This window comes from Brasilonema sp. UFV-L1 (assembly GCF_012912105.1).
In the GTDB taxonomy this organism is placed as follows: domain Bacteria; phylum Cyanobacteriota; class Cyanobacteriia; order Cyanobacteriales; family Nostocaceae; genus Brasilonema.
Map to the genome: position 1 here is coordinate 32,597 of NZ_QMEA01000025.1, position 24,857 is coordinate 57,453.

Annotated in this window: 19 protein-coding genes and 1 tRNA gene; 13 read left to right on the plus strand and 7 right to left on the minus strand. The window is 42.7% G+C overall.

Features of this window, described 5'->3' with window-relative positions; all coding sequences use genetic code 11:
- The first annotated feature begins 13 nt into the window (after positions 1–13).
- The gene (locus DP117_RS10570) at positions 14–430 is read left to right on the plus strand and encodes a response regulator (protein ID WP_169218267.1); all 417 of its coding nucleotides are present in this window, start codon (positions 14–16) and stop codon (positions 428–430) included.
- Between the two features lie 109 nt (positions 431–539).
- Here the strand turns inward: DP117_RS10570 and pcrA are convergent, their stop codons facing one another.
- Positions 540–2,879, minus strand: coding sequence for a DNA helicase PcrA (pcrA, locus tag DP117_RS10575; RefSeq protein ID WP_169218268.1), 2,340 nt, complete (start codon positions 2,877–2,879; stop codon positions 540–542).
- A 263-nt stretch (positions 2,880–3,142) separates the two neighbouring features.
- A tRNA-Thr gene (locus DP117_RS10580) sits at positions 3,143–3,214 on the minus strand.
- Between the two features lie 23 nt (positions 3,215–3,237).
- Here DP117_RS10580 and DP117_RS10585 point away from each other — a divergent pair.
- Positions 3,238–3,498, plus strand: coding sequence for a DUF3493 domain-containing protein (locus DP117_RS10585; RefSeq protein ID WP_169218269.1), 261 nt, complete (start codon positions 3,238–3,240; stop codon positions 3,496–3,498).
- A 125-nt stretch (positions 3,499–3,623) separates the two neighbouring features.
- Here DP117_RS10585 and DP117_RS10590 read toward each other — a convergent pair whose 3' ends face one another.
- Positions 3,624–4,547, minus strand: a complete 924-nt coding sequence (locus DP117_RS10590; RefSeq protein ID WP_169218270.1) for a DUF3365 domain-containing protein — start codon at positions 4,545–4,547, stop codon at positions 3,624–3,626.
- Between the two features lie 546 nt (positions 4,548–5,093).
- Here DP117_RS10590 and DP117_RS10595 point away from each other — a divergent pair.
- Both DP117_RS10595 and DP117_RS10600 read left to right on the plus strand, forming a co-directional pair.
- Positions 5,094–6,974, plus strand: coding sequence for a serine/threonine-protein kinase (locus DP117_RS10595; protein ID WP_169218271.1), 1,881 nt, complete (start codon positions 5,094–5,096; stop codon positions 6,972–6,974).
- 231 nt (positions 6,975–7,205) lie between these two features.
- On the plus strand, positions 7,206–8,105 hold the full coding sequence (locus tag DP117_RS10600) for a hypothetical protein (RefSeq protein ID WP_169218272.1): 900 nt from the start codon (positions 7,206–7,208) through the stop codon (positions 8,103–8,105).
- Between the two features lie 84 nt (positions 8,106–8,189).
- Here DP117_RS10600 and DP117_RS10605 read toward each other — a convergent pair whose 3' ends face one another.
- Positions 8,190–8,993, minus strand: a complete 804-nt coding sequence (locus tag DP117_RS10605) for a peptidoglycan-binding protein (RefSeq protein ID WP_169218273.1) — start codon at positions 8,991–8,993, stop codon at positions 8,190–8,192.
- A 262-nt stretch (positions 8,994–9,255) separates the two neighbouring features.
- Between DP117_RS10605 and DP117_RS10610 the strand changes: the two genes are divergently transcribed.
- The 8 genes from DP117_RS10610 (at position 9,256) to DP117_RS10655 (ending at position 20,798) form a co-directional block, all read left to right on the plus strand.
- Entirely contained in the window at positions 9,256–10,707 is a 1,452-nt protein-coding gene (locus DP117_RS10610) for a hypothetical protein (protein ID WP_211176034.1), read from the plus strand.
- A 231-nt stretch (positions 10,708–10,938) separates the two neighbouring features.
- Positions 10,939–11,400 (plus strand): ribosome maturation factor RimP, encoded by a 462-nt coding sequence (gene rimP, locus DP117_RS10615; RefSeq protein ID WP_169218274.1) that lies wholly within the window; start codon positions 10,939–10,941, stop codon positions 11,398–11,400.
- A gap of 235 nt (positions 11,401–11,635) precedes the next feature.
- Positions 11,636–12,919 carry a transcription termination factor NusA gene (nusA, locus tag DP117_RS10620; RefSeq protein WP_169218283.1) on the plus strand — a complete coding sequence of 428 codons (1,284 nt, stop codon included), beginning with the start codon at positions 11,636–11,638 and terminating at the stop codon, positions 12,917–12,919.
- Between the two features lie 280 nt (positions 12,920–13,199).
- Positions 13,200–13,409, plus strand: coding sequence for a hypothetical protein (locus DP117_RS10625; RefSeq protein WP_169218275.1), 210 nt, complete (start codon positions 13,200–13,202; stop codon positions 13,407–13,409).
- 44 nt (positions 13,410–13,453) lie between these two features.
- Positions 13,454–13,723: a YlxR family protein gene (locus DP117_RS10630; RefSeq protein ID WP_169218276.1), complete on the plus strand. Its 270-nt coding sequence runs from the start codon at positions 13,454–13,456 to the stop codon at positions 13,721–13,723.
- Positions 13,724–14,151: 428 nt separating this feature from the next.
- Complete coding sequence (gene infB / locus DP117_RS10640; RefSeq protein WP_169218277.1) at positions 14,152–17,442, plus strand: translation initiation factor IF-2; 3,291 nt, start codon at positions 14,152–14,154, stop codon at positions 17,440–17,442.
- Between the two features lie 686 nt (positions 17,443–18,128).
- A complete protein-coding gene (locus tag DP117_RS10645; RefSeq protein WP_169218284.1) occupies positions 18,129–18,326 on the plus strand; it encodes a hypothetical protein in 198 nt (65 codons plus the stop codon).
- Between the two features lie 777 nt (positions 18,327–19,103).
- On the plus strand, positions 19,104–20,798 hold the full coding sequence (locus tag DP117_RS10655) for a DUF1565 domain-containing protein (RefSeq protein WP_169218285.1): 1,695 nt from the start codon (positions 19,104–19,106) through the stop codon (positions 20,796–20,798).
- Here DP117_RS10655 and DP117_RS10660 read toward each other — a convergent pair.
- From DP117_RS10660 to DP117_RS10670, 3 genes are all read right to left on the minus strand, one after another.
- The gene (locus DP117_RS10660; RefSeq protein ID WP_169218279.1) at positions 20,785–21,192 is read right to left on the minus strand and encodes a hypothetical protein; all 408 of its coding nucleotides are present in this window, start codon (positions 21,190–21,192) and stop codon (positions 20,785–20,787) included. The two genes, DP117_RS10655 and DP117_RS10660, sit on opposite strands and share 14 nt — an antisense overlap.
- Before the next feature lie 221 nt (positions 21,193–21,413).
- The gene (locus DP117_RS10665; RefSeq protein WP_169218280.1) at positions 21,414–22,694 is read right to left on the minus strand and encodes a serine/threonine-protein kinase; all 1,281 of its coding nucleotides are present in this window, start codon (positions 22,692–22,694) and stop codon (positions 21,414–21,416) included.
- Between the two features lie 314 nt (positions 22,695–23,008).
- Positions 23,009–23,899 (minus strand): PhnD/SsuA/transferrin family substrate-binding protein, encoded by an 891-nt coding sequence (locus tag DP117_RS10670; RefSeq protein WP_169218281.1) that lies wholly within the window; start codon positions 23,897–23,899, stop codon positions 23,009–23,011.
- A gap of 560 nt (positions 23,900–24,459) precedes the next feature.
- Here DP117_RS10670 and DP117_RS10675 point away from each other — a divergent pair.
- A partial coding sequence (locus DP117_RS10675) for an ATP-binding cassette domain-containing protein (protein WP_248277613.1) occupies positions 24,460–24,857 on the plus strand: 398 nt, incomplete at its 3' end.

Genomic DNA, 24,857 nt, shown 5'->3' on the forward strand with positions numbered 1-24,857 from the left:
CCGTAAGTAAGCTATGTCAACAAAGCACATTTTGGTAATTGATGATGAGAAAAATTTATGTATCATCATTAAAACTTGCTTGGAATACTTTGGGGGCTGGCAAGTACGCACATCTACTGAAAGCAAGCATGGACTGTTATTGGCTTCTACTGAAGTTCCCGATGCCATTTTGCTGGATGTAATCATGCCGAAGATGGACGGATTAATGGTGCTGACTGCACTGCAAAGTCATTCGATGACTCAAAATATTCCAGTTATTTTGCTGACTGCTAAGGTGGAAAAGCAAGATTTAATACAATATACGCGCTTAAGCATTGCGGGAATAATTGTCAAACCTTTTGATCCGTTAAAACTCGCGGTGCAAGTGGCAGAACTCTTAAAATGGGAGAAAATTGAAAACGTAAGAATTCACGCCCATCAAAGTCAATGAATAGTTATCAGTGAACAGTGAACAGTAAACAGTAAACAATGAACAGTAATAACTGGTAACTGACAACTGATAACTGATAACTGATATTCACCGAATTTTGAATTGCCCATCACTCCATCCGTTGCAGGTGTGCAACTTTTGGATCAATAATTTTTTGCCCCAAACTGTCAAACTTAATCGCCAGAGAAACTTTATTTCCCGAACCAAAAATGTGAGTGATTTCTCCAATTCCAAAGCTTTTGTGCAGAACTTTCTCGCCGACTTTCCAAGTTTCAGCAGTTCCTTGCTTTCGTTGGGTGACACGCTGTGATGAATTCCCAGCAGCACCTTTTGTATAAGCAACACTTTTGTGTCGAGTCATTACTAACTCTTCAGGTAACTCGTCGAGAAATTGCGATCGCACTGCTGGTTCTCTTGAACCATAAAGGCGGCGTTCGCGGGCGTGGGTTAAATACAGCCGTTCTTGGGCGCGAGTAATCCCCACGTAACACAAGCGGCGTTCTTCTTCCAAAGATGCTGGATCATTTATTGAACGGTAATTGGGAAATAGCCCTTGTTCCATTCCTACCAAGAACACAACAGGAAATTCCAAGCCTTTGGAGGCGTGTAAAGTCATCAGTGAAACTGCTGTTTGTCCTTCTTTTAAATTGTCTAAATCGGAACTCAATGCAGTATTGGCAAGGAAAGATTGCAGAGTGACATCATCGTTTTCTTCTTCAAATTGCAGCACTGCGTTGAATAATTCTTGGACGTTTTGCAATCTGTCTTCTGCTTCATCTGTACTCTGTGTTTCCAAGTCTTTGATGTATCCAGAGTCTTCCAACACTCCTTGGACAAGTTGAGAAACTGGAACTGTTTCTATTTGTTCTTGCCAATTCCGAATCATTTTAGCAAAACCATTGACAGCTTTTGCAGAACGTCCTGCTAATGAATTGACGGATGTTTCATCACTGAGTATTTCCCACAAAGTTGTACCTAATTCTCTGGCGGCGTTATTCAGTGCGTCGATGGTGGCTTTACCAATACCGCGCCGGGGAGTATTGATGACTCGTGACAAACTGAGTGTATCGGCTGGGTTGGCGATCGCCCGTAAGTAAGCCAAGATATCTTTAATTTCTTTGCGATCATAAAACTTGATTCCTCCGACAACTGTGTAGGGAATTCCCAACCGTACTAACAATTCTTCAAAAGGTCGAGATTGGGCATTGGTACGATAAAGTATGGCAAAACTTCCCCAATTTATCTCTGGATGCTGGTTTTCCAAAGAACGAATTTGGTTGATGACAAAATCTGCTTCCGCAATTTCATCATCTGCTTTATGACAAAAAATCTCCTCACCAGCACTTCTTGTTGCTTTGAGGATTTTATCAATACGTTGAGTGTTATTTTCAATCAGTTCGTTTGCTGCTTGCAGAATATTTTCGCAAGAGCGATAATTCTCTTCCAGCTTCACCATTGTGCGGGTGTCTTCATCCGGTAAGCCGTCACCAAAATCTTGCTGAAAGTCCAACAAAATGGTGAAGTCTGCCATTCTAAATGAGTAAATCGATTGATCTGCATCACCCACGACGAAAGTAGAACGATTTGTCCAATCCCAATTACTCTTTTTAGTTTCGTTATTTGTCGTCAACAAGCGAATCAGTTCGTATTGGGTGCGGTTGGTATCTTGATATTCATCTACCAGGATATGGCGAAACTTGTTATGCCAATAACCTAAAACTTGCTCGTTCTGCTGAAACAATCTTACAGGAACGAGAATGAGATCATCAAAGTCGAGAGCGTTGTTCTCTGCAAGTCGGCTTTGATAGTGATTATAAACTTCTGCAATCACCCGTCCGCGATAATTAGGTTGTTCTCTCTCAAATTCTTTGGGTGATAAGCCTTGGTTTTTGGCATTGCTAATGGCGTAGCGGACAGAACGAGGTTCAAATTTTTTATTATCTAGGTTAAGTTGTTTGGTAACGATTTCTTTAACCAGGCTTTGGGCGTCCGACTCATCAAAGATGGAAAAATTCCGCGTCCACTGACGTCCTTTTTCGTCTTGGTATTTGTCGATGTCAAACCGGAGAACGCGAGAAAGGAGACTGTGGAAAGTACCGCACCACATTTCTTTAATATAAGTTTTCCAGACTTTCGACCTGAGTTTCATTTGGTCGTATTCTGGTAATAAATCAAATCGCTCGTTGTATTCTGTGATTGCCAGGCGATCGGCAAATAACTTTTGAATACGTTCTTTCATTTCCCGTGCAGCTTTGTTGGTGAAAGTTACCGCCAGGATATTTTCTGGATCGACACGGTGTTCCAAAATAAGATTAGCAATACGATAAGTCAGCGCTCGTGTTTTGCCGGAACCCGCACCAGCAACAACAAGTAAAGGCCCGCAATGATGTTCAACAGCGCGGCGTTGACTAGGGTTAAGATGACTGAGGAAGTCTGTGGTTGTTGTCATGGGCGTGAGGAGTTCTTACGACAAAGCTGCAGGTATCGCTGAATTTGAAGTCAAAAAGAGTAACTAATGCTTAGGCTACACTATCCTAGCGAAACTCAGTCAATCTTATTAATACTTTCGAGTCTGCTTTGGTTGAACAATGTTAAAGCAGAAGTTGGCTTTTCTTGATTTTGTTGTATATTACGGTTTGTAACAATACTGAATAGTTCAACGACAGCCAGTATGACAATTATTTGTAAAAGATTATCACATCCTAATCACAAAGCCGATGGCGGGATTTGAACCCGCGACCGCTCGATTACGAATCGAGTGCTCTACCACTGAGCCACATCGGCATACTTCCGATAGATTATAACTTATGACAGAACAAAATAACAAAAATCGTATGAAATCAGAACAATACGCCCGTCTGAAAGCAGAAGCAACAGCCCCTTATCGGGGCTTACGGCAATTTATCTATATAGCTTGCGGTGCTTCTGGTTTTATCGGCGTATTCATCTTTCTTTCTAGGCTACTTGCGGGGCGTGATGTTGAAAGCACTTTGCCAAACTTGGCACTTCAAATAGGAATCGTCGCTTTAATGGTTTTTCTTTGGCGTTGGGATTCGCGTAAACGCTGACTAAATTGTCACTGTTGGTCAACATCAAGGTAAAATCCAAAAATTGGTCAATTCAAAAATCTTTCTTTTTTTTTTCTTTTTTTTTCTTTTGAATTTCTCCGGATTGCGAATGCGTGAACTGTAGTTCAAGTTTCTCCTATTCCTCCTGTATTTCCTCCATGAGTACGTCTAATTCTTTTCATTGCCATTTCTAAACTTAACTTCATCCGTTTAAAAGCTTTGGCAAGATTACCAATCTCATCATTAGAAATTTGATCAAAATCAACTTCTAAATGCCCTGTGCTAACTTCTTCAGCGACGCGAGTTATGCGTTTGAGGGGAAGAATAACCTCTCGCTGCAAAAAGAGATTGACGAGAAAAATGACCGCTATAAAAACAGCAGATACAATTCCCACTATCAAGAAAGAAGATTGATGGGCTTTTTCGATAACTTTGCTCGCTGGTAATGAAACAATTTGAGCCGCTACAATATCGTTCAGATTCCATCCAAATCCACCAGTTGCGCCAAAGCGCTCAATCATTGTTTTTGGTGCAGCCTCAGGATTGCTATGACACTGAAGACAGCTTTCTTGCTTAATTGCTAACGGACGAGCAATATAAAAGACATCGCCTCCTGGAAGTGAGCGAAATCCACGCACCTCTTTTAAATTTTTTTCCTTGATAAAACGCTCGAAAATTTTCGTCTCAAAGCTGTCAGCTTTATCCCGAAGATTAGTCGGATTTACTGCTGCTTCTTTATAGAAAAACTCACGATATTCTGGTCTTTTTCGTAGAATTTCAAAAACTTCTCGTGCTGAATACGCAGATACAGTTTGGGGCAAAAACTTTTCTTCCAGTTTGTCAGAGAGTTCTGGAGTAATTTGAGTAATTGTGTACTCACGGACAGAAGTCATTGTATCGATAAGTGTTAAAGCTCTTGAGGCAATTTCATTGATCGCATTCTGTCTTAGTAAAGCAGAAAGAGCCAACCCACTTACGCTCAAACCTACTACAAGAATGACAAGAAGCAAAACTGTGAATTTTTGTCTCAATTTTAAGTTTTTAAACATAACGCCAGAACTTGTTTTGAGAAAAATATAAAGAGCAAATAATTGAACTTATGTCTTTTCGATAGCATGAACAGACTGAGAATGTAAATCATTCTAAAATAGTTCTGCAGTCTTCCCGATTATGTACGTATTTTTTTTTGAAAAAATTAATAAACAATAGAATTCATACCATATTTTTTCCAACAATTAAGACATTTTTGAGTTTTTTTTTTCAATTATATATTTATCAACTTAAAACCTTTTGCTTTTGTTGCATCTCACTTTTGGATGAATTGTATTTCTCAATTTTATAATGAAAACATAACCACTCTGCTCGTGAACTTTTGAAACAAATATTAAGATAAGTAAGTAGGTACAAATAAAGTTAACTCGTTCAGGAGGATTATTTGGAGGAAATGCGGGAGTCACGTAGCGCAGAAGCCGGGTTTCCAACGCCTAATGGGAGAACTAGTTCCCTTTATCTTCTTATCTGTCCATTTTCCGCTTTATCCTGATCTAGCTATAATAACGTGCCAAAATAAATAGCATAATGAAGTTATTAATCTAATGGTCTGGAATGCAGGATATGCGTTGTTTGGGGGACGCTACATCATCAAAAGAAAATTGGGCGAAGGTGGAATTGGTATCACCTATCTCGCCAGAAATGAACGAAATGAACTGCGAGTCATTAAAACTCTAAGAGAAGACATTATTAATGACGATACCTGGAAACCACATCAAACTAAATTAAAGCAAGACTTCCGCGATGAAGCTATTCGGCTTGCTGTCTGTCGCCATCCTCATATAGTGCAAATCGAAAATATCTTTGATGAAGGCGATTTGCCCTGCATGGTCATAGAGTACATTGAGGGTGAAGACTTAGGCAAGCGCCTTCGGCGTCTGGGAGTGTTATCAGAAGTGGAAGCACTTTTGTACATTCGGCAAATCGGTGACGCATTGAAGGTGATTCATAGTAAAGGTTTGCTGCATCGAGATATCAAACCACGTAACATTATGATCCGCGCTGGCAAATCAGAAGCTGTGCTGATTGATTTTGGTATTGCCAGAGAATTTATTCCCAATGTTATCCAAAGGCATACAGTGTATCGCACTCCTGGTTTTGCCCCCCCAGAACAGTATGAATTGGAAGCGCTGCGGGGAGAATATATTGATGTATATGCACTAGCTGCTACCTTGTATAGTTTAGTGACCGGAGTCACACCAAGGAGTGCTGAGGATAGACGACGCCGTAACATGCCCCTTGAACCACCGAAGTCTCTCAATCCTAATATAAGTGATGTAGTCAATCAAGCAATTATGAAGGGGATGGATTTGCAAGCCAATCTCCGCCCCCAGTCTGTACAGGAGTGGCTGGATTTATTGGACGTTGAATTCAGCGAGACTTCTGCGACACAGGTGATCACACCTCGTCGCGCACCACTTCCTAATTATCACTCTCCACCCGACAACCCACAACGACTGGGAGCATCTGTTGTACCTTTTCAAAAGTGGCAATGCGTACGTACCCTCAGAGGTCATTCGAGTATGGTTGTTAGTGTTGCGATTAGCTCTGATGGACGGGCTCTAGCCAGTGGTAGTAATGATCATACAATTAAACTGTGGCAACTAGAAACTGGGAAACTCCTGCGTACCTTTGGTGGTTGGTTTTCTGGTCATTCCAGCATTGTTCATGCGATCGCCTTTAGTCCAGATGGACAGTTACTTGCAAGTGGCAGCTGGGATGAAACAATCAAACTGTGGCAGGTTAGCAGAGGAAAAGAAATTCGTACATTGACTAGCTATGGCAACTGGATCAATTCTGTAGCCTTTAGTCCAATACTCCCGAAACTCTTTTATGCACAAGAAGAAGCTTACATGCGAGGGTGGATATTAGCGAGTGGCAATGCTGATAGCACTGTCAAGCTTTGGGTTGTCAGTACAGGTATAGAAATTAGCACTTTTACCGGTCATTTGGACTCAGTATGGTCAGTTGCTTTTAGTCCGGATGGACAACTTTTAGCTAGTGGTAGTGCTGACTGTACAATCAAGCTTTGGCAAGTCAATACAGGTAGAGAAATTCACAGCTTCACAGGTCATTCTTTTTTTGTTAAATCTGTTACCTTCAGTCCAGATGGAAGACTTTTGGCAAGTGGCAGTGATGACAACACAATTAAGCTTTGGCAAGTCAGTACAGGAAAAGAAATTCACAGCTTCACAGGTCATTTGGATGCAGTCTGTTCAGTGACTTTTAGCCCGGATGGACAGCTTCTAGCTAGCGGTAGTTGGGACAAAACTATCAAAATCTGGCAGATAAGTACAGGTACTGAACTCTGCACTCTTCATGGTCATTCTAATTACGTCAGGTCCGTTGCCTTTAGTCCAGATGGACAGACCATTGTCAGTGGTAGTGATGACGATACTATCAAAATTTGGCGATATCAGCCCTAATTTCGTTAAATTTTATCTTTCCGACTCAGTACTTGGTGCAGTGAAATCCTTCTAACTCTCTAGATAGACTCAATCTTTCCCAAAAATTGAAACAATGAGGACAGTCAACCCAATTTTGGCTTGTTATCTCAACTGATACGCTTTTATCGAAGCGTGTCAGTTGAGAAGCTTGCCCTAGTTAGGTAACTAATAGGCAATTAATTTTAATTGTGTTTTCATTTTGAATTGCATATGGGCTTTGGTATTGGAGATTTATTCTGGATTTTCCTCCTGCTTTCTTCGCTACAACCCTTGTGGCAAAGACGTCAGATAGAGTTTCGGCGCTTTCGTGCTTTACGAGAATTTCAGCAACAACGTAAAAGCCGAGTCATTTTGCTCATTCACCGTCAAGAGTCTATCAGCTTTTTGGGAATTCCTGTCTCGCGTTATATTACCATCGAAGACTCAGAACAAATTCTGCGGGCAATTCGCCTCACCCCACCAGATGTCCCCATTGACTTGATTTTACACACTCCTGGTGGTTTGGTTTTAGCAACAGAACAAATCGCCAGAGCTTTAATTCGTCATCCTTCCAAGGTAACTGTTTTTGTGCCTCACTATGCTATGAGTGGTGGTACCATGCTTGCCTTAGCTTCTGATGAAATTGTCATGGATGCTAACGCTGTTCTTGGACCTGTTGATCCACAATTGGGTAACTTCCCAGCAGCCAGCATCCTGAAAGTCGTTGAACACAAGCCTATTGGTGAAGTAGACGACCAGACTTTGATTATGGCAGATCTGTCGCGCAAAGCTATCGACCAAGTACAGCGCTTTGTACGGACTCTGCTGAAAGATACAGTACCTAAACAAAAAGTCAACCCAGATAACATTGAGAATATCATCGATGCCCTCACAACAGGGCGCGTGACTCACGACTACCCAATCACCGTTGAAGAAGCAACAGAAATGGGGTTACCTGTCACAGTCGGACTACCCAATGTTATTTACGACCTTATGGATTTATATCCACAACCACAAGGCGGACGCCCCACCGTACAGTACATTCCCATGCCTTACGATGACCGCCGCCCCATTTTACCAACTCCTAAGGGTAGACCGTTAGAAGAATCTAATCCGAGTCAGATGAGTTAAGGTCAACCCCCTTCCGGGGAATTCAAAATTCAAAATTCAAAGTTCAAAATTAAGAACCCTACGGAAGGTGTGATTTTCTCAGTGTTATTTTCTCGGTGTTGGTGTAGGCGTTGCTGTCGGTGATACTTTAGGTGTGGACGTAGGACTCACTGTAGGTGACGCCTCTGGTGTGGAAGTAGGCGTTGCTGTAGGTGACGCCTCTGGTGTAGAAGTAGGCGTTGCTGTAGGTGATGCCTCTGGTGTAGAAGTAGGCGTAGGCGTTGTTGTTGGTTTTGCTGACGGCTTTGCTGTTGGAGTCGTTCTCGGTGTAGGCGTTGTTGTTGGTTTTGCTGACGGCTTTGCTGTTGGAGTCGTTCTCGGTGTAGGTGAGGTTGTTGGTTTTGCTGACGGCTTTGTTGTTGGCGCAGACGTTGGTTCTGTCTTGATTTGTTTTGCTTCTTCGTTGAGTTTTTGCCTCAGTGCTAAGTCAGCAATTCCAGTTTCTTGTAAACCCAGTTTTTTCTGATATTGCTTAACTGCAGCTTCTGTTCGAGGACCATAATATTGATTACCAGGTAAGAGAGGATTCGGCTTAGTGACCAAGTTTAAATTTGTTTGCAAAACTTCAACTATTTTTGCAGCAGAATCTTGAGTTTTTGTTCCTGCTGTCCCGTCAGCGGGTTTTATTTTATACCCTTTTTGAAATTCTTGAATTGCTTTTTTAGTATCCGTTGCTGTCAAAGGTGTGTCTGATACCTTGACGTTGTAGCCCAATCCCCGCAACACAGCACGAAATTGCCGTGGCGTATAGATTCGTGCAGCAAAAGCGACATCTGAAATCACGACACTAGCTGTGATCAGACAGGCAGTCGCAACAGTAACGTTGGATTTTCCAAACCCACACCACATAATTTTAAACTCCTGTTAGTCAAATCCACTGGAAATTGACGTTGACAGATGCATTTTAGGTTTCTGTAATGTCTTTTTTTTCCTTTATTAATGATTTTTGATAGATTTAGGTTATTTCAGCTTCTTTTTTATTTGTTAAACTTAATTTTCTGTCATCTATCTATAGAAGAATTTAAAAAACCCTAAAAATAGGCTGGTAAGACCCAAAACCACCTAATTTAGAGTTGTATTCAAAATCTGTACTTTATTTATTTAAAAGCCAATGGCTAACGTCAAAACCTTAACAAAGCGAAACATATGGTTTGAGCGTTTGATGGCAGTTATTGCCTGTGTGAATTTATGCTTAGCTTTATTTGATTTAAGTTATATTCCTTGGCGAGATTTTTACATACGGAATTTCCCGCAACTCACCCAGATATATGACCCAATTAAAAGTATTGAACCCCATCGAGAAACAGAAAACTATTTGCAAACAGTAGACGAACTGACAGAACAGGTTAGTCAAACAGGGTTGCAATCACCTCAAGTGGTAAATAAACTAGAGGAACTTAGGCTTTTAAGTAACGAAATGGTTGATAGCAATCCGTTTGCGGCGGCTAGCAAGAGTGGTACCCTAGAAAAAATCAAAAATCGAATGCGCAATCACCTAGGTGTTAAATCTGCTAAGCAAGCCTTTTCTGAATTCTGGAGTCAGGCGTATCTATCAAAACGTGGTTGGAATCAAGAAATTGATTTTTTCAAGGAGAGAATTCGTCCTTTAATTATCGTCAACTACTACCGAAGTCTTGGAGAAAATGGCGAATTTATTGATAAGTTTTGGAGAATTGATTTACCATTTGTCATTTTGTTTGGTGTAGAATTACTAGCGCGTAGCTTCTATATCAAACGTCAACATCCTGGTTTTAGCTTTTTCAATGCGATTCTGTGGCGCTGGTATGACCTATTGTTACTGCTACCATTTTGGCGAGCTTTGCGAGTTATACCTGTTGTGATTCGCTTAGACCATGCACAATTATTGAATCTTCATCCATTCCGTCAACAAATTCATCAAGGAATTATCGCGAATTTTGCGGAAGAAATCACAGAAATTGTTGTGGTTCGGGTTATTAATCAAATCCAAGGATCAATTGAACGGGGTGATCTGAAATATTGGCTGTCACACAATGAAAATATGCGCTCCTATATAGATATCAACAATATCAATGAAGTAGAAGCAATTGGAGATATTTTAGTCAAAACAATTGTTTACCAAGTGTTGCCACAAATCCAACCTGAAGTTGCTGCTATTTTGCGCCACAATATTGAAAGCATTCTCAGACAAGCTCCCATTTCTCGTAATTTGCAAAGCTTACCCGGACTAGAACACATCCAAACTCAACTGAGTGAGCAATTAGCAACCCAAATCACAACTAACCTTTATAGTGGAGTTGTCAGCGCTGCAGAAGACTCAGTTGGAGCAAAACTTTCTAGTCAACTTGTACAACGCTTTGGCGAAGCTTTGGGAAAAGAAATGCAGAAAAAGCATGTCCTTTCAGAAATTCAAAACTTACTTATTGACTTTTTAGAAGAAGTCAAACTCAATTATGTCCAACGCCTGTCACAAGAAGATATGTGGAAAGTTCTAGAACAAACCCAGCAGCTACGAACACAGCCGTCAGTTCATCCTGTACTAGACAAAAACTCTACCGTGCTGGTGCGTAGAGAAAGAAGTTAATTGTTAATGGGCAAAAGCGGCGGAAAATGGACAAGGAGAGGAATTTACCTGTGTGGTGACAACAAACTCGCCAGAATGCCTGATTTGAAATCGTATTTGCTTCTCGCTCTAAAAAAATACGCTAAACTTAGATCAAAGGCGAACCGTTACAGGTTCGTCTGAAGACTTCTTGGAAGATATCCCTATCGCAGGAAGTGGGTGCTCACCCACTTTTTTTGTTGGAATAGCCGCATGACTCACCCTCTCGTTCCACAAATTATTGAATTAGCGACACCAGTAGCAGAAAAACTGGGATTGGAAATTGTTGGTGTGGTTTTTCACACCAACCAACGTCCGCCGGTTTTGCGCTTAGACATTCGCAATCCTCAACAGGACACTGGGTTAGATGACTGTGAGCGAATGAGTCGTGCGATTGAAACTACCTTAGATGCGGCGGAAGTCATTCCAGATGCTTATGTTTTGGAAGTATCCAGTCCTGGTATTTCGCGACAATTGACAACCGACCGAGAGTTTATTTCTTTCAAAGGATTTCCTGTTATTGTTCAGACTACTCCATCCTATGAAGGACAACAAGAGTGGATTGGTCAATTGATTCGCCGGGATGAGACAGTCGTTTATTTAAATCAAAAAGGTCGTGTCGTTCAAATTCCTCGCTCCCTAATTACTAGGGTTGAACTCGATGAGCAACGATAGAAAAGCTCGAGAGCATTCAACGTGTGTGAGTACCAGGTTATGAAGAGTCACTGCGTTCTTGGAAGGTTTATCCGTTAAAGCAAGCGGCGCTGCTGAGTGAAGTTTTAGACCATTCTACAAATTATACTCAGGACTTCCTTCGGGAAGACGCCCTCTGGGCGTCTACAGCACTTAGCACTGTCTTTATGCTGACCATTTTTTGCATAGCCATATAAGGAGATTGTTTATTATGTCAATGGTAACTTTACCAGGATTAAAAGATTTAATTGAAAATATAAGTCGTGAGCGTAATTTACCTCGTGTTGCAGTTCAATCAGCTATCAGAGAAGCACTATTGAAAGGTTACGAACGTTATCGTCGTGCCCAAAACTTGGAACGAAGACAGTTTGATGAAGATTACTTCGATAATTTTGATGTCCAACTAGACGTAGAAGACGAAGGTTTTCGTGTTGTTGCTACCAAAACTATCGTCGAAGCTGTGAGTAACTCGGACCATGAAATTGCACTTCAACAAGTTCAAGAAATGGGAGGAGATGAAGCACAATTAGGGCAGGAAGTGGTGCTGGATGTGACGCCCGATCAAGGAGAATTTGGTCGTATGGCTGCCATGCAAACCAAGCAAGTATTGGCGCAAAAACTGCGGGATCAACAGCGCCAGATGGTACAAGAAGAGTTCCAAGATTTAGAAGGAACCGTTTTACAAGCAAGAGTTCTGCGGTTTGAAAGACAATCAGTAATTATGGCTGTCAACAGTGGTTTTGGTCAGCCAGAGGTAGAAGCCGAATTGCCCAAGCGCGAACAACTGCCTAATGATAATTATCGGGCAAATGCTACTTTTAAGGTCTATCTCAAAAAAGTTTCTCAAGGTCAGCAACGGGGACCACAGTTACTCGTATCACGAGCCGATGCTGGTTTGGTAGTTTATTTGTTCGCCAACGAAGTGCCAGAAATTGAGGATGAAGTCGTGCGGATTGTCGCTGTCGCACGGGAAGCAAATCCTCCTTCTCGTCATGTCGGACCTCGGACAAAAATTGCTGTCGATACTCTTGATCGCGATGTAGACCCAGTTGGTGCTTGTATCGGAGCGCGGGGATCACGAATTCAAGTCGTTGTTAACGAATTGCGCGGCGAAAAAATAGATGTGATTCGCTGGTCTCCAGACCCCGCAACCTACATTGCTAATGCTCTTAGCCCTGCACGAGTCGATGAAGTTCGTCTGATGGACCCCGAAACTAGACAAACTCACGTATTGGTCGCAGAAGACCAGTTAAGTCTGGCGATCGGTAAAGAAGGACAAAATGTTCGTTTGGCAGCTCGTTTGACTGGTTGGAAAATTGATATTAAAGATAAAGCTAAGTATGACCACGCCGCAGAAGATGCTAAGTTCGCAGATGTTAGAGCAAGACATACATCGGAAGTAGATGATTCCCAAGAGGAGGACTTAGAGGAGACAAATCAGGAAGAATTGTTGGAGGATGAAAATTTTGATGAAAATGAACAAGAATCAAAGTATCAGTAAGAATAGTCTTGAGTACCAAGTGATTAGGAGCTTTTTGTCTAGGGAAATTCCACTCCAGTCCCCAGGTGACGCTCAGACAGCGCTAAATGTATTTATTGTCAATACACTGTTTGCCTTTGCGTAAGGATGGCAATTGACGCTACTGATTACAAACGCCAGTTCATAAAGATGGAGGAATCCTCGGTAAGCGCAAAGCCCACGAATCGGGCGAATGCGGGTGCGTGTCTCAAAGGAACTAAATTTGAAGTAGGCGATGCTCCTTTGGAGAAGCGAAAGCCCAATGGTATCCCGCGACAAACAACGCGATGCTCCCAAAAGGAGCCAAACCCTTGTGCGTAATTCCTGCAGAGGCTTCTTGCGCCAACATCCGCAGCGTACCCAAAGGGCATTGGGCTTTCGCTCCGCCGGGGCGCAAGAAGCCGGAGGCTTGACGCTCTCGCGTATCGCACAAGCCCATAGTTTGGAGCGATCGCTCCATGTCTATGGATAACTCAAAGATGCAACTGGCTCCTCAAAACTTAAAACCCAGCACTTATGAAACCAAATTATCGGCGTTGTATTAGTTGTCGAAAAATTGGATTAAAACAAGAGTTCTGGCGAATTGTCCGCGTGTTTCCTTCAGGACAGGTACAATTAGATGAGGGCATGGGGCGTTCCGCCTATATTTGTCCGCAACAGAGTTGTCTTTTGGCGGCTCAGAAAAAAAATAGACTAGGGCGAGCCCTACGTGCATCAGTGCCAGAAGCACTGTACCATACATTGTTGCAGCGCTTATACCAAAGCAGTAGCCAAAAACAAACTTAATAAAAACTACGTTGTAGCGGTCATTTCTAAAGGAATTGTGCTGACAGCCGAACAACTCGTGCTATCAACAGACTCTGTTTTATCGCTCATGTAGTGCCAAAATAGTAAAAGGGTGTCGTTAGCATTGCTCTTGGTTATCCAAAGGGGCGAAGCAACACTCCTAATAAGTTTTAATCGATGTGTCGTGGAAGACTCAGAATCAACAAAACAAAACAATACAGAATGGCAACCTGGTAGCGCCCAAGCGCAGTTCGGCGTCAACCATCCTTCCTGGTGGGGATGCCAGCAATAAACCGAAACATCTCTCTTTCCTGAATGGAGGCACCGGCATTCATTAGCAGTGGCAACCTAACACAGTAACCGAAGGATGGAGATGTCGCCAACCAGGCAACCATCCGCTAAAACTGTAAATTAAAGGGGAAGAGTGGATGAACAACGGCAAAGTTAGAATTTACGAATTATCAAAGGAATTGAATTTGGATAACAAAGAGCTATTAGCAATTTGCGACCAGCTCAATATTGCGGTCAAAAGCCATAGCAGCACGATTACAGAATCCGAGGCCGAACGCATTCGGACTCAAGCAGAAAAAGTAGCTCAGACAAGTGTGACGCCGAAAATAGGGAATGGCAGCAACAGCCATAGACCAAATTCATCACAAGCTGGCACCCGAAACCGACCTGCTGCACCTAATAAACAACAAATTTTGGAGATTCGCAAACCTACAGTTTTGAAAAACACCATCTCTAACGCCCCAGAGGCGTCGGTTGCTACCAACATAGTTGCTTCTGAAGTCAATCTTCCTTCACCCCCTAAGTCCTTAGCCCCCCCAGTCTCACCCATGAAGCCGACGGCACCCATTCGACCTGTACCCCGGAATCAGTCTGAGACCACGCCTGAACAATCAGCAGTGACAGACGCGGATAAAGATATAGCACCCAATACAAACCAGCCGGTTGAAAAAGTAGCAGCGGAAAAACCGGAAAAAGCACCAGCGCCAAAATCAAAACCGGAAAAACCGCCAAAACCACAACTGACAGCCCCGCCCACAAGACCTGCTGCCCAGACACCAAATTCTCCACCAGCAGCAGATCCCCAACCGACTGTGAGCGAGAAACCGATTTTAAAACGCGATCGCGACCAAAAACGCGATGCTCCCCCGGAAGGAAGACCTCCTCGAGGTGACAGCCCAGAGCGTTCATCCCATAAAGGTGATGCTCCTGAAGGGAGCCGCCCAAGGAGCGAACGCGACCAAGCCAAGCAAAGGGTCAACAAAACGGCAACAGGGGAAACAGCACAGGCTGCTTTGCCGCAAAAATCTGAAAAACCTGTGCGTTCTACTCCATCACCAGTCAAACCTGAGCACAGAGGAACTAAACCTTCTGCACCTGTACAAGTCGGAGAATCGCCAAGACCTAGCAGACCAATCGTACGTCCGGCTGAACAGCCAGCAGCGGTGGTACCAGTTGCTACGCCTCCAAAACCAATGCTAGTCTCCTTGACGAAACCGCCGACTGGGGAAGAGGATGAGGACGATGCAATCGTAACAACTCCTGACGAAGTCCTCGAACTGAAACGCCCAACAGCGCCACGTCAAATAAAAACAGCTAAGAAGTGGCAGGAAGAAGAAATAGAAGAGATTAAAGAGTCAGCCAAGCCCGGAAAGGGAGTTGTTAAAGGCAAACGTCTCAAACCAATAGTTGATGACTTTGAGGATGACGAAGACTTCTTAGACGACGATGGACTGGACACTGCAACTGCCATGCAAGTCAGCCTTTCTATCGCACGTCCGCCAAAACCCAAGGCTTCCAAGCCGACACAACCTGCACAAGCCACAGCTGTTGCGCCAGCTGCTAAAGCGAAAAAGCCTACTTCTTCCTCTCGCGAGCAAAACCGACGCAACGAAACCGAACAAAAGCAGGAGCGTCCAGAAATACTGGAAGTCACAGGTCCGATGACAGTCCAAGAACTGGCAGAGGCTTTGGTAGTTGCTGATACAGAAATTGTGAAAATTCTGTTCATGAAAGGCATGGCGGTGAGTATCACCCAAAATTTGGATATTCCCACAATTACACTCATCGGAAACGAGTTAGAAGTACTAGTCGAAACCGTCGAACCAGAAGCAGAAGCTCGCAAAGTGACTGAAATGATCGACGTGGCAGACCTAGAAAACCTGCATCGCCGTCCGCCAGTTGTGACAATCATGGGTCACGTAGACCACGGTAAAACGACACTGCTTGACTCGATTCGCAAAACAAAAGTGGCATCCGGGGAAGCAGGCGGTATTACTCAGCATATCGGTGCTTACCACGTAGATGTAGAACACGACGGTAAAGAGCAGCAAGTGGTCTTTTTAGATACCCCTGGTCACGAAGCTTTTACAGCTATGCGGGCGCGTGGGGCGCGAGTCACTGACATTGCGATATTGGTTGTCGCTGCGGATGATGGCGTCCGTCCTCAAACAGTTGAAGCAATTAGCCACGCGAAAGCCGCTGAAGTTCCGATCATAGTAGCCATCAACAAAATCGATAAACCAGAGGCACAGCCTGACCGTGTGAAGCAAGAATTAACCGAATATAGTCTGGTGCCAGAAGAATGGGGCGGTGACACGATTATGGTTCCCGTCAGCGCTATCAAAGGAGAAAACTTAGATACACTCCTAGAAATGATTCTGCTGGTCGCAGAAATAGCAGAACTCTCTGCTAACCCAAATCGACTTTCTAAAGGAACCGTGATTGAAGCTCATCTGGATAAGGCAAAAGGACCTGTTGCGACTTTGCTTATTCAAAACGGTAGTCTGCACGTAGGCGATTTGTTGGTAGCTGGCTCTGCCTTCGGTAAAGTCCGGGCAATGGTAGATGATAGAGGTAGAAGAGTCGAAGCGGCTACTCCCTCCTTCGCCGTTGAGGTTCTGGGTTTAAGTGATGTACCAGCAGCAGGCGACGAGTTTGAGGTCTTCAACAACGAAAAACAAGCACGGTCAATTGCAGCCGAACGCGCAGAAAAACTCCGTCAATCCCGTCTCATGCAGGGACGCGTTACCCTAACCAGTCTCTCGGCTCAGGCACAAGAAGGCGAGTTGAAAGAACTCAACCTCATCTTGAAAGCAGATGTACAAGGTTCACTGGAAGCTATTGTGGGATCGCTCAGGCAAATTCCGCAAAACGAGGTACAAATCCGCTTGTTGTTGTCAGCTGCTGGTGAAATTACCCAGACAGATATTGACTTAGCCGCAGCCAGTGGAGCTGTCATCGTTGGCTTTAACACGACTTATGCCAGTGGCGCAAGAGCAGCGGCTGATGAAGCTGGTGTAGATGTGCGGGAATATAACGTCATTTACAAACTCATAGAAGACATCCAAGGAGCCTTGGAAGGTCTATTAGAGCCAGAGTTGGTGGAAGAACACTTAGGTCAAGCCGAAGTGCGTGCTGTCTTCCCAGTTGGACGTGGTTCCGTTGCAGGTTGTTACGTGCAGTCTGGCAAGCTTCTCCGTAACTGCAAAGCGCGGGTGCGTCGTAACGGTAAGGTGATCCATGAAGCTGTCCTTGATTCGCTCAAGCGTATGAAAGAAGACGCCCGCGAAGTTAACGCAGGTTACGAATGCGGTGTCGGCATTGACAAATACAATGATTGGGCTGAAGGTGACATCATCGAAGCTTTCCAGATGGTAACCAAGCGCCGCACTCTCTCATCTACAAGATCAGGAGTAGGTAACAGGTGATCGGTGATCGGTGACAGGTGACAGGTGATAGATCAGTTTTATTTCCCTGCACTCTGTCCCCCTTCTGTACCCAATATTTTGCACCCTCTTGTGTTAAAGCTACCTAATGCAATTACGATCACAACAATGGCAGTGGTAGTTGCCCAGTTGTGAATCTGGGAGCATCCCAAATGTTCAAATTTGGGTGTTTTGTATTGTTAAGAAAGATGTGACTAATGGATAGCTTCCAGTAGGCAGAGCGTTGTTTGCTATTCTAAAGATAGAATAGAAGATAGACATAGAAAAATTTAAAAAATTATCAGTTTAAGACGAAAAGCGCAAAACTCTGTGTTTTTAGACTACAGTGTAGCGCGATTCCCTGATTTTAATCAGCGTCAAAATGCTAAACTTGCCCAACCCTGAAAGGGGAACGGCACGCAACTGTGCCGCAGAGAGCGTTAGCGCAGCGCCCCTGGAAAGGCTGGCGAGTACCGTGTTGCCTGCCACAGCTATAAGCAGTAAGTTTCTACTGGGCTATTTCCGTGAGTAGGGTCCCAGTTTTAGTGTCCAATCAGACAGAATTCGTTTCCACAGAAATATTACCTTAAAAGAATTAGTAAGATGATACGGTCTTAGAGTCCAGCTTCATGAAAGTAGCCTCTAAAGGCTCATATTTGCTCATATTTGAAACTAAGGAACAAGGAACTATGGCTCAAATTCAAACTTCTAGAGATTACCAATTTACTGCTGATACTGAGATTTGGGATAACTTAAAGTGCGCGATCGCAACAAGTTCCGGTTTCCAACGCTGGTTACTAGAACGTGATGCACAATTTCAAAATCTACGCCTTGAAGAACAAGTACAGCGCTATTTGCGAGAGACATTAGAAACATTAGCTTACTAAAACACCGATTCAGTATTGAGAATTTTGACGAAAAAACCCGGTTTCTTATGGTTTAGCCAACGATCAATTGGTCTTCCTGAGGAGTATTCCGGGTTTTTAGCATTAGTGAATCGGTGTTCTAGTCATAAGTCTTTGTTAAAGACAAACAGACACATCACTAAGTCAGCAAATCTTATCAATTTCCTTGTCAGTGGCGGAGTTTACGAGCAGCGCTTTTCCAATCTTTACCCATCAACTTCGACTTCCGAAGTTATGTCATTTTGAATGATTTCTATCAATGTCATTTGCTCATTTTTGCTTTTTTGAAAGTATTAAAGCAGAGCACAAAGCTTGTCGGTTTGCTTTTCTTGAGGGTGTATGAATCACTCTTGCAAGTTGGTTTAAAAGAGCGTCACAAATTGTGATGTTAAATACTATGTCCAAAATCACCCTTAAGCTTATATCCTAACCCCGATCCCTAACCCCCGAAAACCCGGTTCCTCAAAAAAAACCGGGTTTCCTTTTGAGTTGTATACGGATGAGTGGTATTAAATCTAGAAGAAAGGTTTAGGAAGAGTTCGCTCGGTGTAAGGAAGTCCGAAATATTCTTACACCGAAAAATTCGTGTCGATATGCAAACTAGATGTGAAAAAGTGTAAAAAATTCTGTTTTTCACCTAGGAACCCAGATGTCAATGTACTGGTCTTCGGATATAGTTTGCATGAGTTTTACAGCAACGCCTGCTGTTATAGACATTTGATTCAAGTAACACTATTTATGCGCATCATTGATAATAAAATGAAACATCAGGGATTTGATACTCCGCAAAAGCAAAATTTTTGCATTCAAACTGGTAAACGCCTTGCATTTACCTTGTCTTTACCAACAGGATTAACCGCTTTCTTTTTAGTTTCTGGTGGGTTTATACTACCGGGTTCTGAGGTGAATGCTGGTGCTATTCACAGCAAAGGTAGCGCTCCAACTATTACGGCGCAAGCTCCTACAGCAGCAACCGTTATTTACGTCAATCCACAAACTGGTACAGATAGTACTGGTGCTGGTAACTCGGAAGCAACGCCATACAAAACCATCACTTATGCTCTTAATCAAGCCCAAAGCGGTACAGTTATCCAACTTGCTCCTGGTACTTATAACCAAGAAAGTGGAGAAACTTTTCCACTTTTGGTCAAACCAGGTGTGACGTTACGCGGTGATGAATCGACTAAAGGTCAGGCAGTCTTGATTACAGGTAGTGGTGTTTACATTAGTCCCACATTTGCCCGTCAGAATATGACGATTCGTGCTGATAAAGATAGTGTGATCACAGGAATAACAGTCACCAACCCAGAACAACGTGGCACTGGTATATGGGTAGAATCTACTAATCCTATCATCACAAATAGTACGTTTACCAATAGTATACGAGATGGTATTTTTGTTACGGGTCAAGGTAATCCAAAAATAGAAAATAATGTCTTTGTTCAAAACAAAGGCAACGGGATTTCAGTTGCTAAATCTGCCATTGGAGAGATTCGGAATAATTTATTTCAGGACACAGGTTTTGGTTTAGCAATAGGTGGTAATTCCACACCCTTAGTAGAAGGAAACCAGATTATCGAAAACCAAGATGGTCTGTTTATCTCCGAGTCAGCCAAGCCAGTACTGCGTAAAAATGTCATTCAAAAGAACAAGCGTGATGGTATAGTCGTGATCACTAATGCTGCACCTGACCTTGGCACCGCTGAAAATCCCGGCGGTAACTTGATCCGCAGCAACACCCGTCATGACGTGAATAATAGCAAGGGTAATAATACTATTGTCGCGATCGGCAATGACATAGATCCCAAGCGCATTACTGGTCAAGTCGAATTTGTAGCCGCCACGGTTGAACCACCTGCTGGTGGTCCAGTTGCGTTTAAAGATTTGCCAGCAAATTATTGGGCAAAAGGCTATATCGAAGCTCTAGCCTCTAAGAATATTATTGCTGGATTTCCCGATGGAACTTTTAAACCTGATGAACCTGTCACCCGTGCTCAATTCGCCGCCATTGTGACCAAAGCCTTTGCACCCACTGCTAAGCGTCAAGTTATTAACTTCAGCGACGTTGCCAGCAATTTCTGGGGTTTCCAAGTCATTCAATCTGCATACAAAGGTGGCTTTGTTTCTGGGTATCCTGACCGTACCTTTAAACCACAGCAACAAATTCCACGAGTACAGGTACTTGTCTCCTTAGCAAGCGGCTTGGGCTTATCTGCGAATAATCAGAACGTTCTTTCTGTATATAGCGATGCTTCCCAGATTCCTAATTATGCTACCAATTCAGTAGCAGCAGCCACTGCACGGCAACTCGTGATAAATTACCCCACAGTTGGGCAGTTAAATCCCAATCGTCAGGCGACTCGGGCAGAAGTTGCTGCTTTCGTTTACCAAGCACTGGTTAGTAGAGGAAGCGCTCAAGCAATTCCTTCACCATATTTGGTCAGAGTTCCGTAATTGAAAAGTTAAAAGCGCCATGACTCACAAGTTGTTTGTCTGGCGCTTTGTATCTTGTTATAAAGAATTTTAGCTTTATATTCAGGGTCTTTATATAAGCTGACCCCGTTTGAACAACTTTTAGTTTCTCAGTAAATCCGCCGAGTTTGAAATTTCCTAATATTATTTTTATTTTTTCTCGCTTTGTATTTCGTAAGTTGAAGAAATCTGAATTTTTGTGATTTTGAATGTGATTTTGAAAAATAAAGTTCAGGGATATCTTTATTTTCGGAACTGGAAACTCTGGCATAGATACAGGCAATCTCATGGACAAGGTGCGGATTTTGCTCACCGGGGGAATGACTGGAGAAATGGGCGAAACCCCTAATTTTTTCGCATACTCCGATAGCTTCATGGCAATCTTATATTTCCATGAAGCCCTCCGCTCCGCATATGGCGTTCGTGCTGCCTCACCCCAGCACTGTCCTCCCCAACGCATCAAGGAGACAAGGAAGGCGAGGGAAATATAAAGTGCAATGTTACAAAGAATTGGTATCTTAAAAATTAGGTGTTCCAGAGCAGGAAAAAATTCCCTTTGCTCAACAAGAGAAAGAACTGTCTAGTCGATATCAATATTTATGAGAATAAGTGTTTTCTGAATTCAAAAGCTGCTGATGCATCTGGAATTTCCCTTGCCAAAAACTCAACAAATTGGTAATGCGAGATGTTAGGAGTTTGCGCCAGGATTTCTTCCACAACTAGGCTTGCTATTGGTCCAATATAGTAAGCTAGCTCTTGCTGACAACGTTGTATGAAAGCTGGATTGAGTAAGGATTGTTGTGGTTGTGGCTGTGGTTGTGGCTGTGGTTGTGGCTGTGGTTTAACCACAGGAAATTGCTGCTGAGGAGACCAACTTCTAGCTGAACTAACTATAGTCTCTGGATATTGGTTAGGTGGCTGGCTCATTGTCATTCCAGGCTGAGCTTTCTCCTCAATAACAGTGACAGGCAAATCAACAACACTTGATTGTGACATCACTTGAAACTGTCCAAAACGCTCTAAATCTGCTAAAGCTTCATTTGAGGATTGGTATCGCTGCCTTGGCGTATCTGCTAGCAGTTTATCGAGTACTCTGGCAAAATCATTGCTGATATTGGTGTAAGAACGCCATCTCCACTCCAAAGAATACTGATCCATAAGAAAAGATGGATCTCTACCTGTAAGTAATACAACTGCAGTCACACCCAAAGCATAAAGGTCACTGCTAGGAGAACACAACCCCAAGCTGATTTGTTCGCGGGGAGCATATCCTACTTTGCCCACAAGTGACATTTTGCCCACAAAAGTCATGTGGTAAGGTGTGGTTCCTTCATTAAAGTTAACTATCTGCTTTCCCACACCAAAATCAATCAGCACCGGCAAATTCTTGCCCTCAGGTAACATGATGTTATCAGGAGAAATATCTCGATGGATGATGTTGTGTTGGTGAACATATTGCAAGACAGGTAACAGATTCTTTAGCCACGGTATAACTTCAATTTCAGTAAAAGTTCGTCCCAAGCTTTGTCGTTCTCGTAAAAGAGCTGAATATGTTTTACCATCAACAAACTCTTGTACTAAAAAAAGCCGACCATCCCCTTCAAAACAAGCCAAAAAACGAGGAATTTGAGGGTGTTCCAACTGGTGAAGGATTTTTGCTTCTCTTTTAAATAAATTGCGACATTTTTCTAAGGCATTCTCCCCTGAACCCGTAGGTGCAAACTCTTTGAGGACACATGCTTCGTTAAAGCGACGAGTATCAAACGCCAAGTATGTTCTTCCTAATCCCCCCTGTCCTAACAGTTTTTGAATAATATAACGATTATCAATCATCGTCCCAGAAGGAATTTCTGCTTTTACTATGGGAGACTGAGACATAACACCGCACTCCTAGGCATCTTAGCTATTGTCTTTATGAAAATTTGGTATTTTTAAGCAAAAAAAACTCTATTACGTCAAAATTTTAATAAATTGATTCTTTAGATTGTCTATCATAACTACACAACAACACACTGTATTTCCAGCAATAGCAGTTTGTCACAGGATAGACTACATATACTATATAAGTTTATTCATCGTTACTCCAATCTCTTGACAATTTAATAATATATCGGCATGTTTTTCCAAAAAAACGCCAAGAAATGATTAATTTTTATGAAGTCGTCTGAGTTAACGACTTGTCCATCAACCTTCTATTGACTGGTAGATTTTTGATCGAGCAAAACAGCAGGTGTTTTCTTGACTTGTGCTTCAAGAGGTCTGACTTTATCTATGATTTTAATAAATTGCTCGTAGTTAGGTACTGGTGCTGTAGGGATGTAACCAGCATCTGCTACGATATCTCCGGGTGCTTGGTTCATTGCTTTTTGAATCTGTTGCTGTTGATTGCGTTCCACAGTTGGTGCTAGTAAAACAACTGCTGAAGGAATTGACCGACTAGTGTGTAAAATCCTGAACTTGGTTGTACTAAACTCTCGTTGATAAAGCTCAAAATCTGTTTGAGATAATGCGCCAGCATCAACGCTACCTTCGCTGAGCCACTGTAATACTGTTTTGGGAGTAGGAGCAAAACGGATTTGAGCAAGAGTTAAACCATATAAATCGTACAGAGGAACATAATAGCCAGTAGCAGAACCCAATATTCCCAAAGCAACAGTTTTATTAGCTAGCTCTGCTATTTTTTTTATTGGTTTCTCATCTCGGACTATCAGTAGAGAGCGTTGTCTACGACTTGTTCCCTCCATAGAGAACAGAGGAGTGTAAAGTTCTTTGCTAATTGCTATTGCTGCTAAACCGGGAGGCGCAAAAACAATTTCCCAATTTTGGCGCTGAATTTGCTCTAAAGCTTGCAATTCGTTGTAAGCTGGTTCCAATTCTACAATCGATTGAGTTTGTCTTGCTATATAGTCTTTGAAACGCTCGTACTTATCTATAGAAACGGCTCCTTCGCCGTAACTGACCACACCTACAGTCAGTTTTTCGGAGTTAATGTCTTCTTGTTTGTTACTGCATCCAGTTCCAACTAACCCCATAAGTATTAGGAAATGAATGACCCAAAAACATCGTAAAATAATGGTTCTCATTAGCTAATGACAATTTCCGGAAAATTCTCTTAAAATCGGGACATTTTGATTATCGCTATTTCAAGTCCTTAATATAAGAATTCATATAAAAGTTAATTTTTCATAATGCTTATGTTGCCATTTGAAAATATTTAGTTGACGAACAGAGATTGTTTGAGATCATCATGAGAAATAACAGTTCCTCAACCAATTGAATGAATGGTAGCTTTGAACAAGCGACGCTTGTTAGTCCTCAACCTTATTTAGAACTAAATAGTCAAGATTTAACCCTTCGACTTAACCTCAAAAAAGATATCCATCGTTTAGGACGCGGTGTAAAAAATGTTTACCCACGGGGTCTTACACGTATCAAAAACAGCCAGCCCTGTATTTTGTTGATCTGTCAGCACCCACGAGTACTCGTTCTTAGAGGGCTTAGAGGGCTGGCTGTTTTTGAAGGGGACAATGCGTCAACGAGTAGGCGCGAGGGAAACGATGTCCTTGTTTCAAGCCCCCAACTTATGGTATGGGGTTCTTAATTTTGAATTTTGAATTTTGAATTTTGAATTCCCCGAAGGGGGTTGACATCTGGTTCAGTATACCTGAATGCGGACAACTTGCGGCAAAACTGGGCGGTGTATCGTTCGCAAATTGGTTATGTTTCTCGGGATGACATTGTGCATCCCGACTTGACAGTAGAAGAGGTTATTTCCTACGCTTGCAAATTGCGACTACCGCCAGATACGAATGTTAAGCAAATCGTTGAGACAACTCTAGAGCAAATAAAGTTGAGTCACGTTAGACATAACTTTATTCGCAATCTCAGTGGTGGACAGCGTAAACGCGTTAGCATTGGTGTGGAATTATTAGCTGATCCCAAACTGTTCTTCCTCGACGAACCGACTTCTGGTCTTGATCCCGGCTTAGACAAAGAAATGATGAGGTTATTGCGGGCTAGGAACTGTAACTTAATATCTAG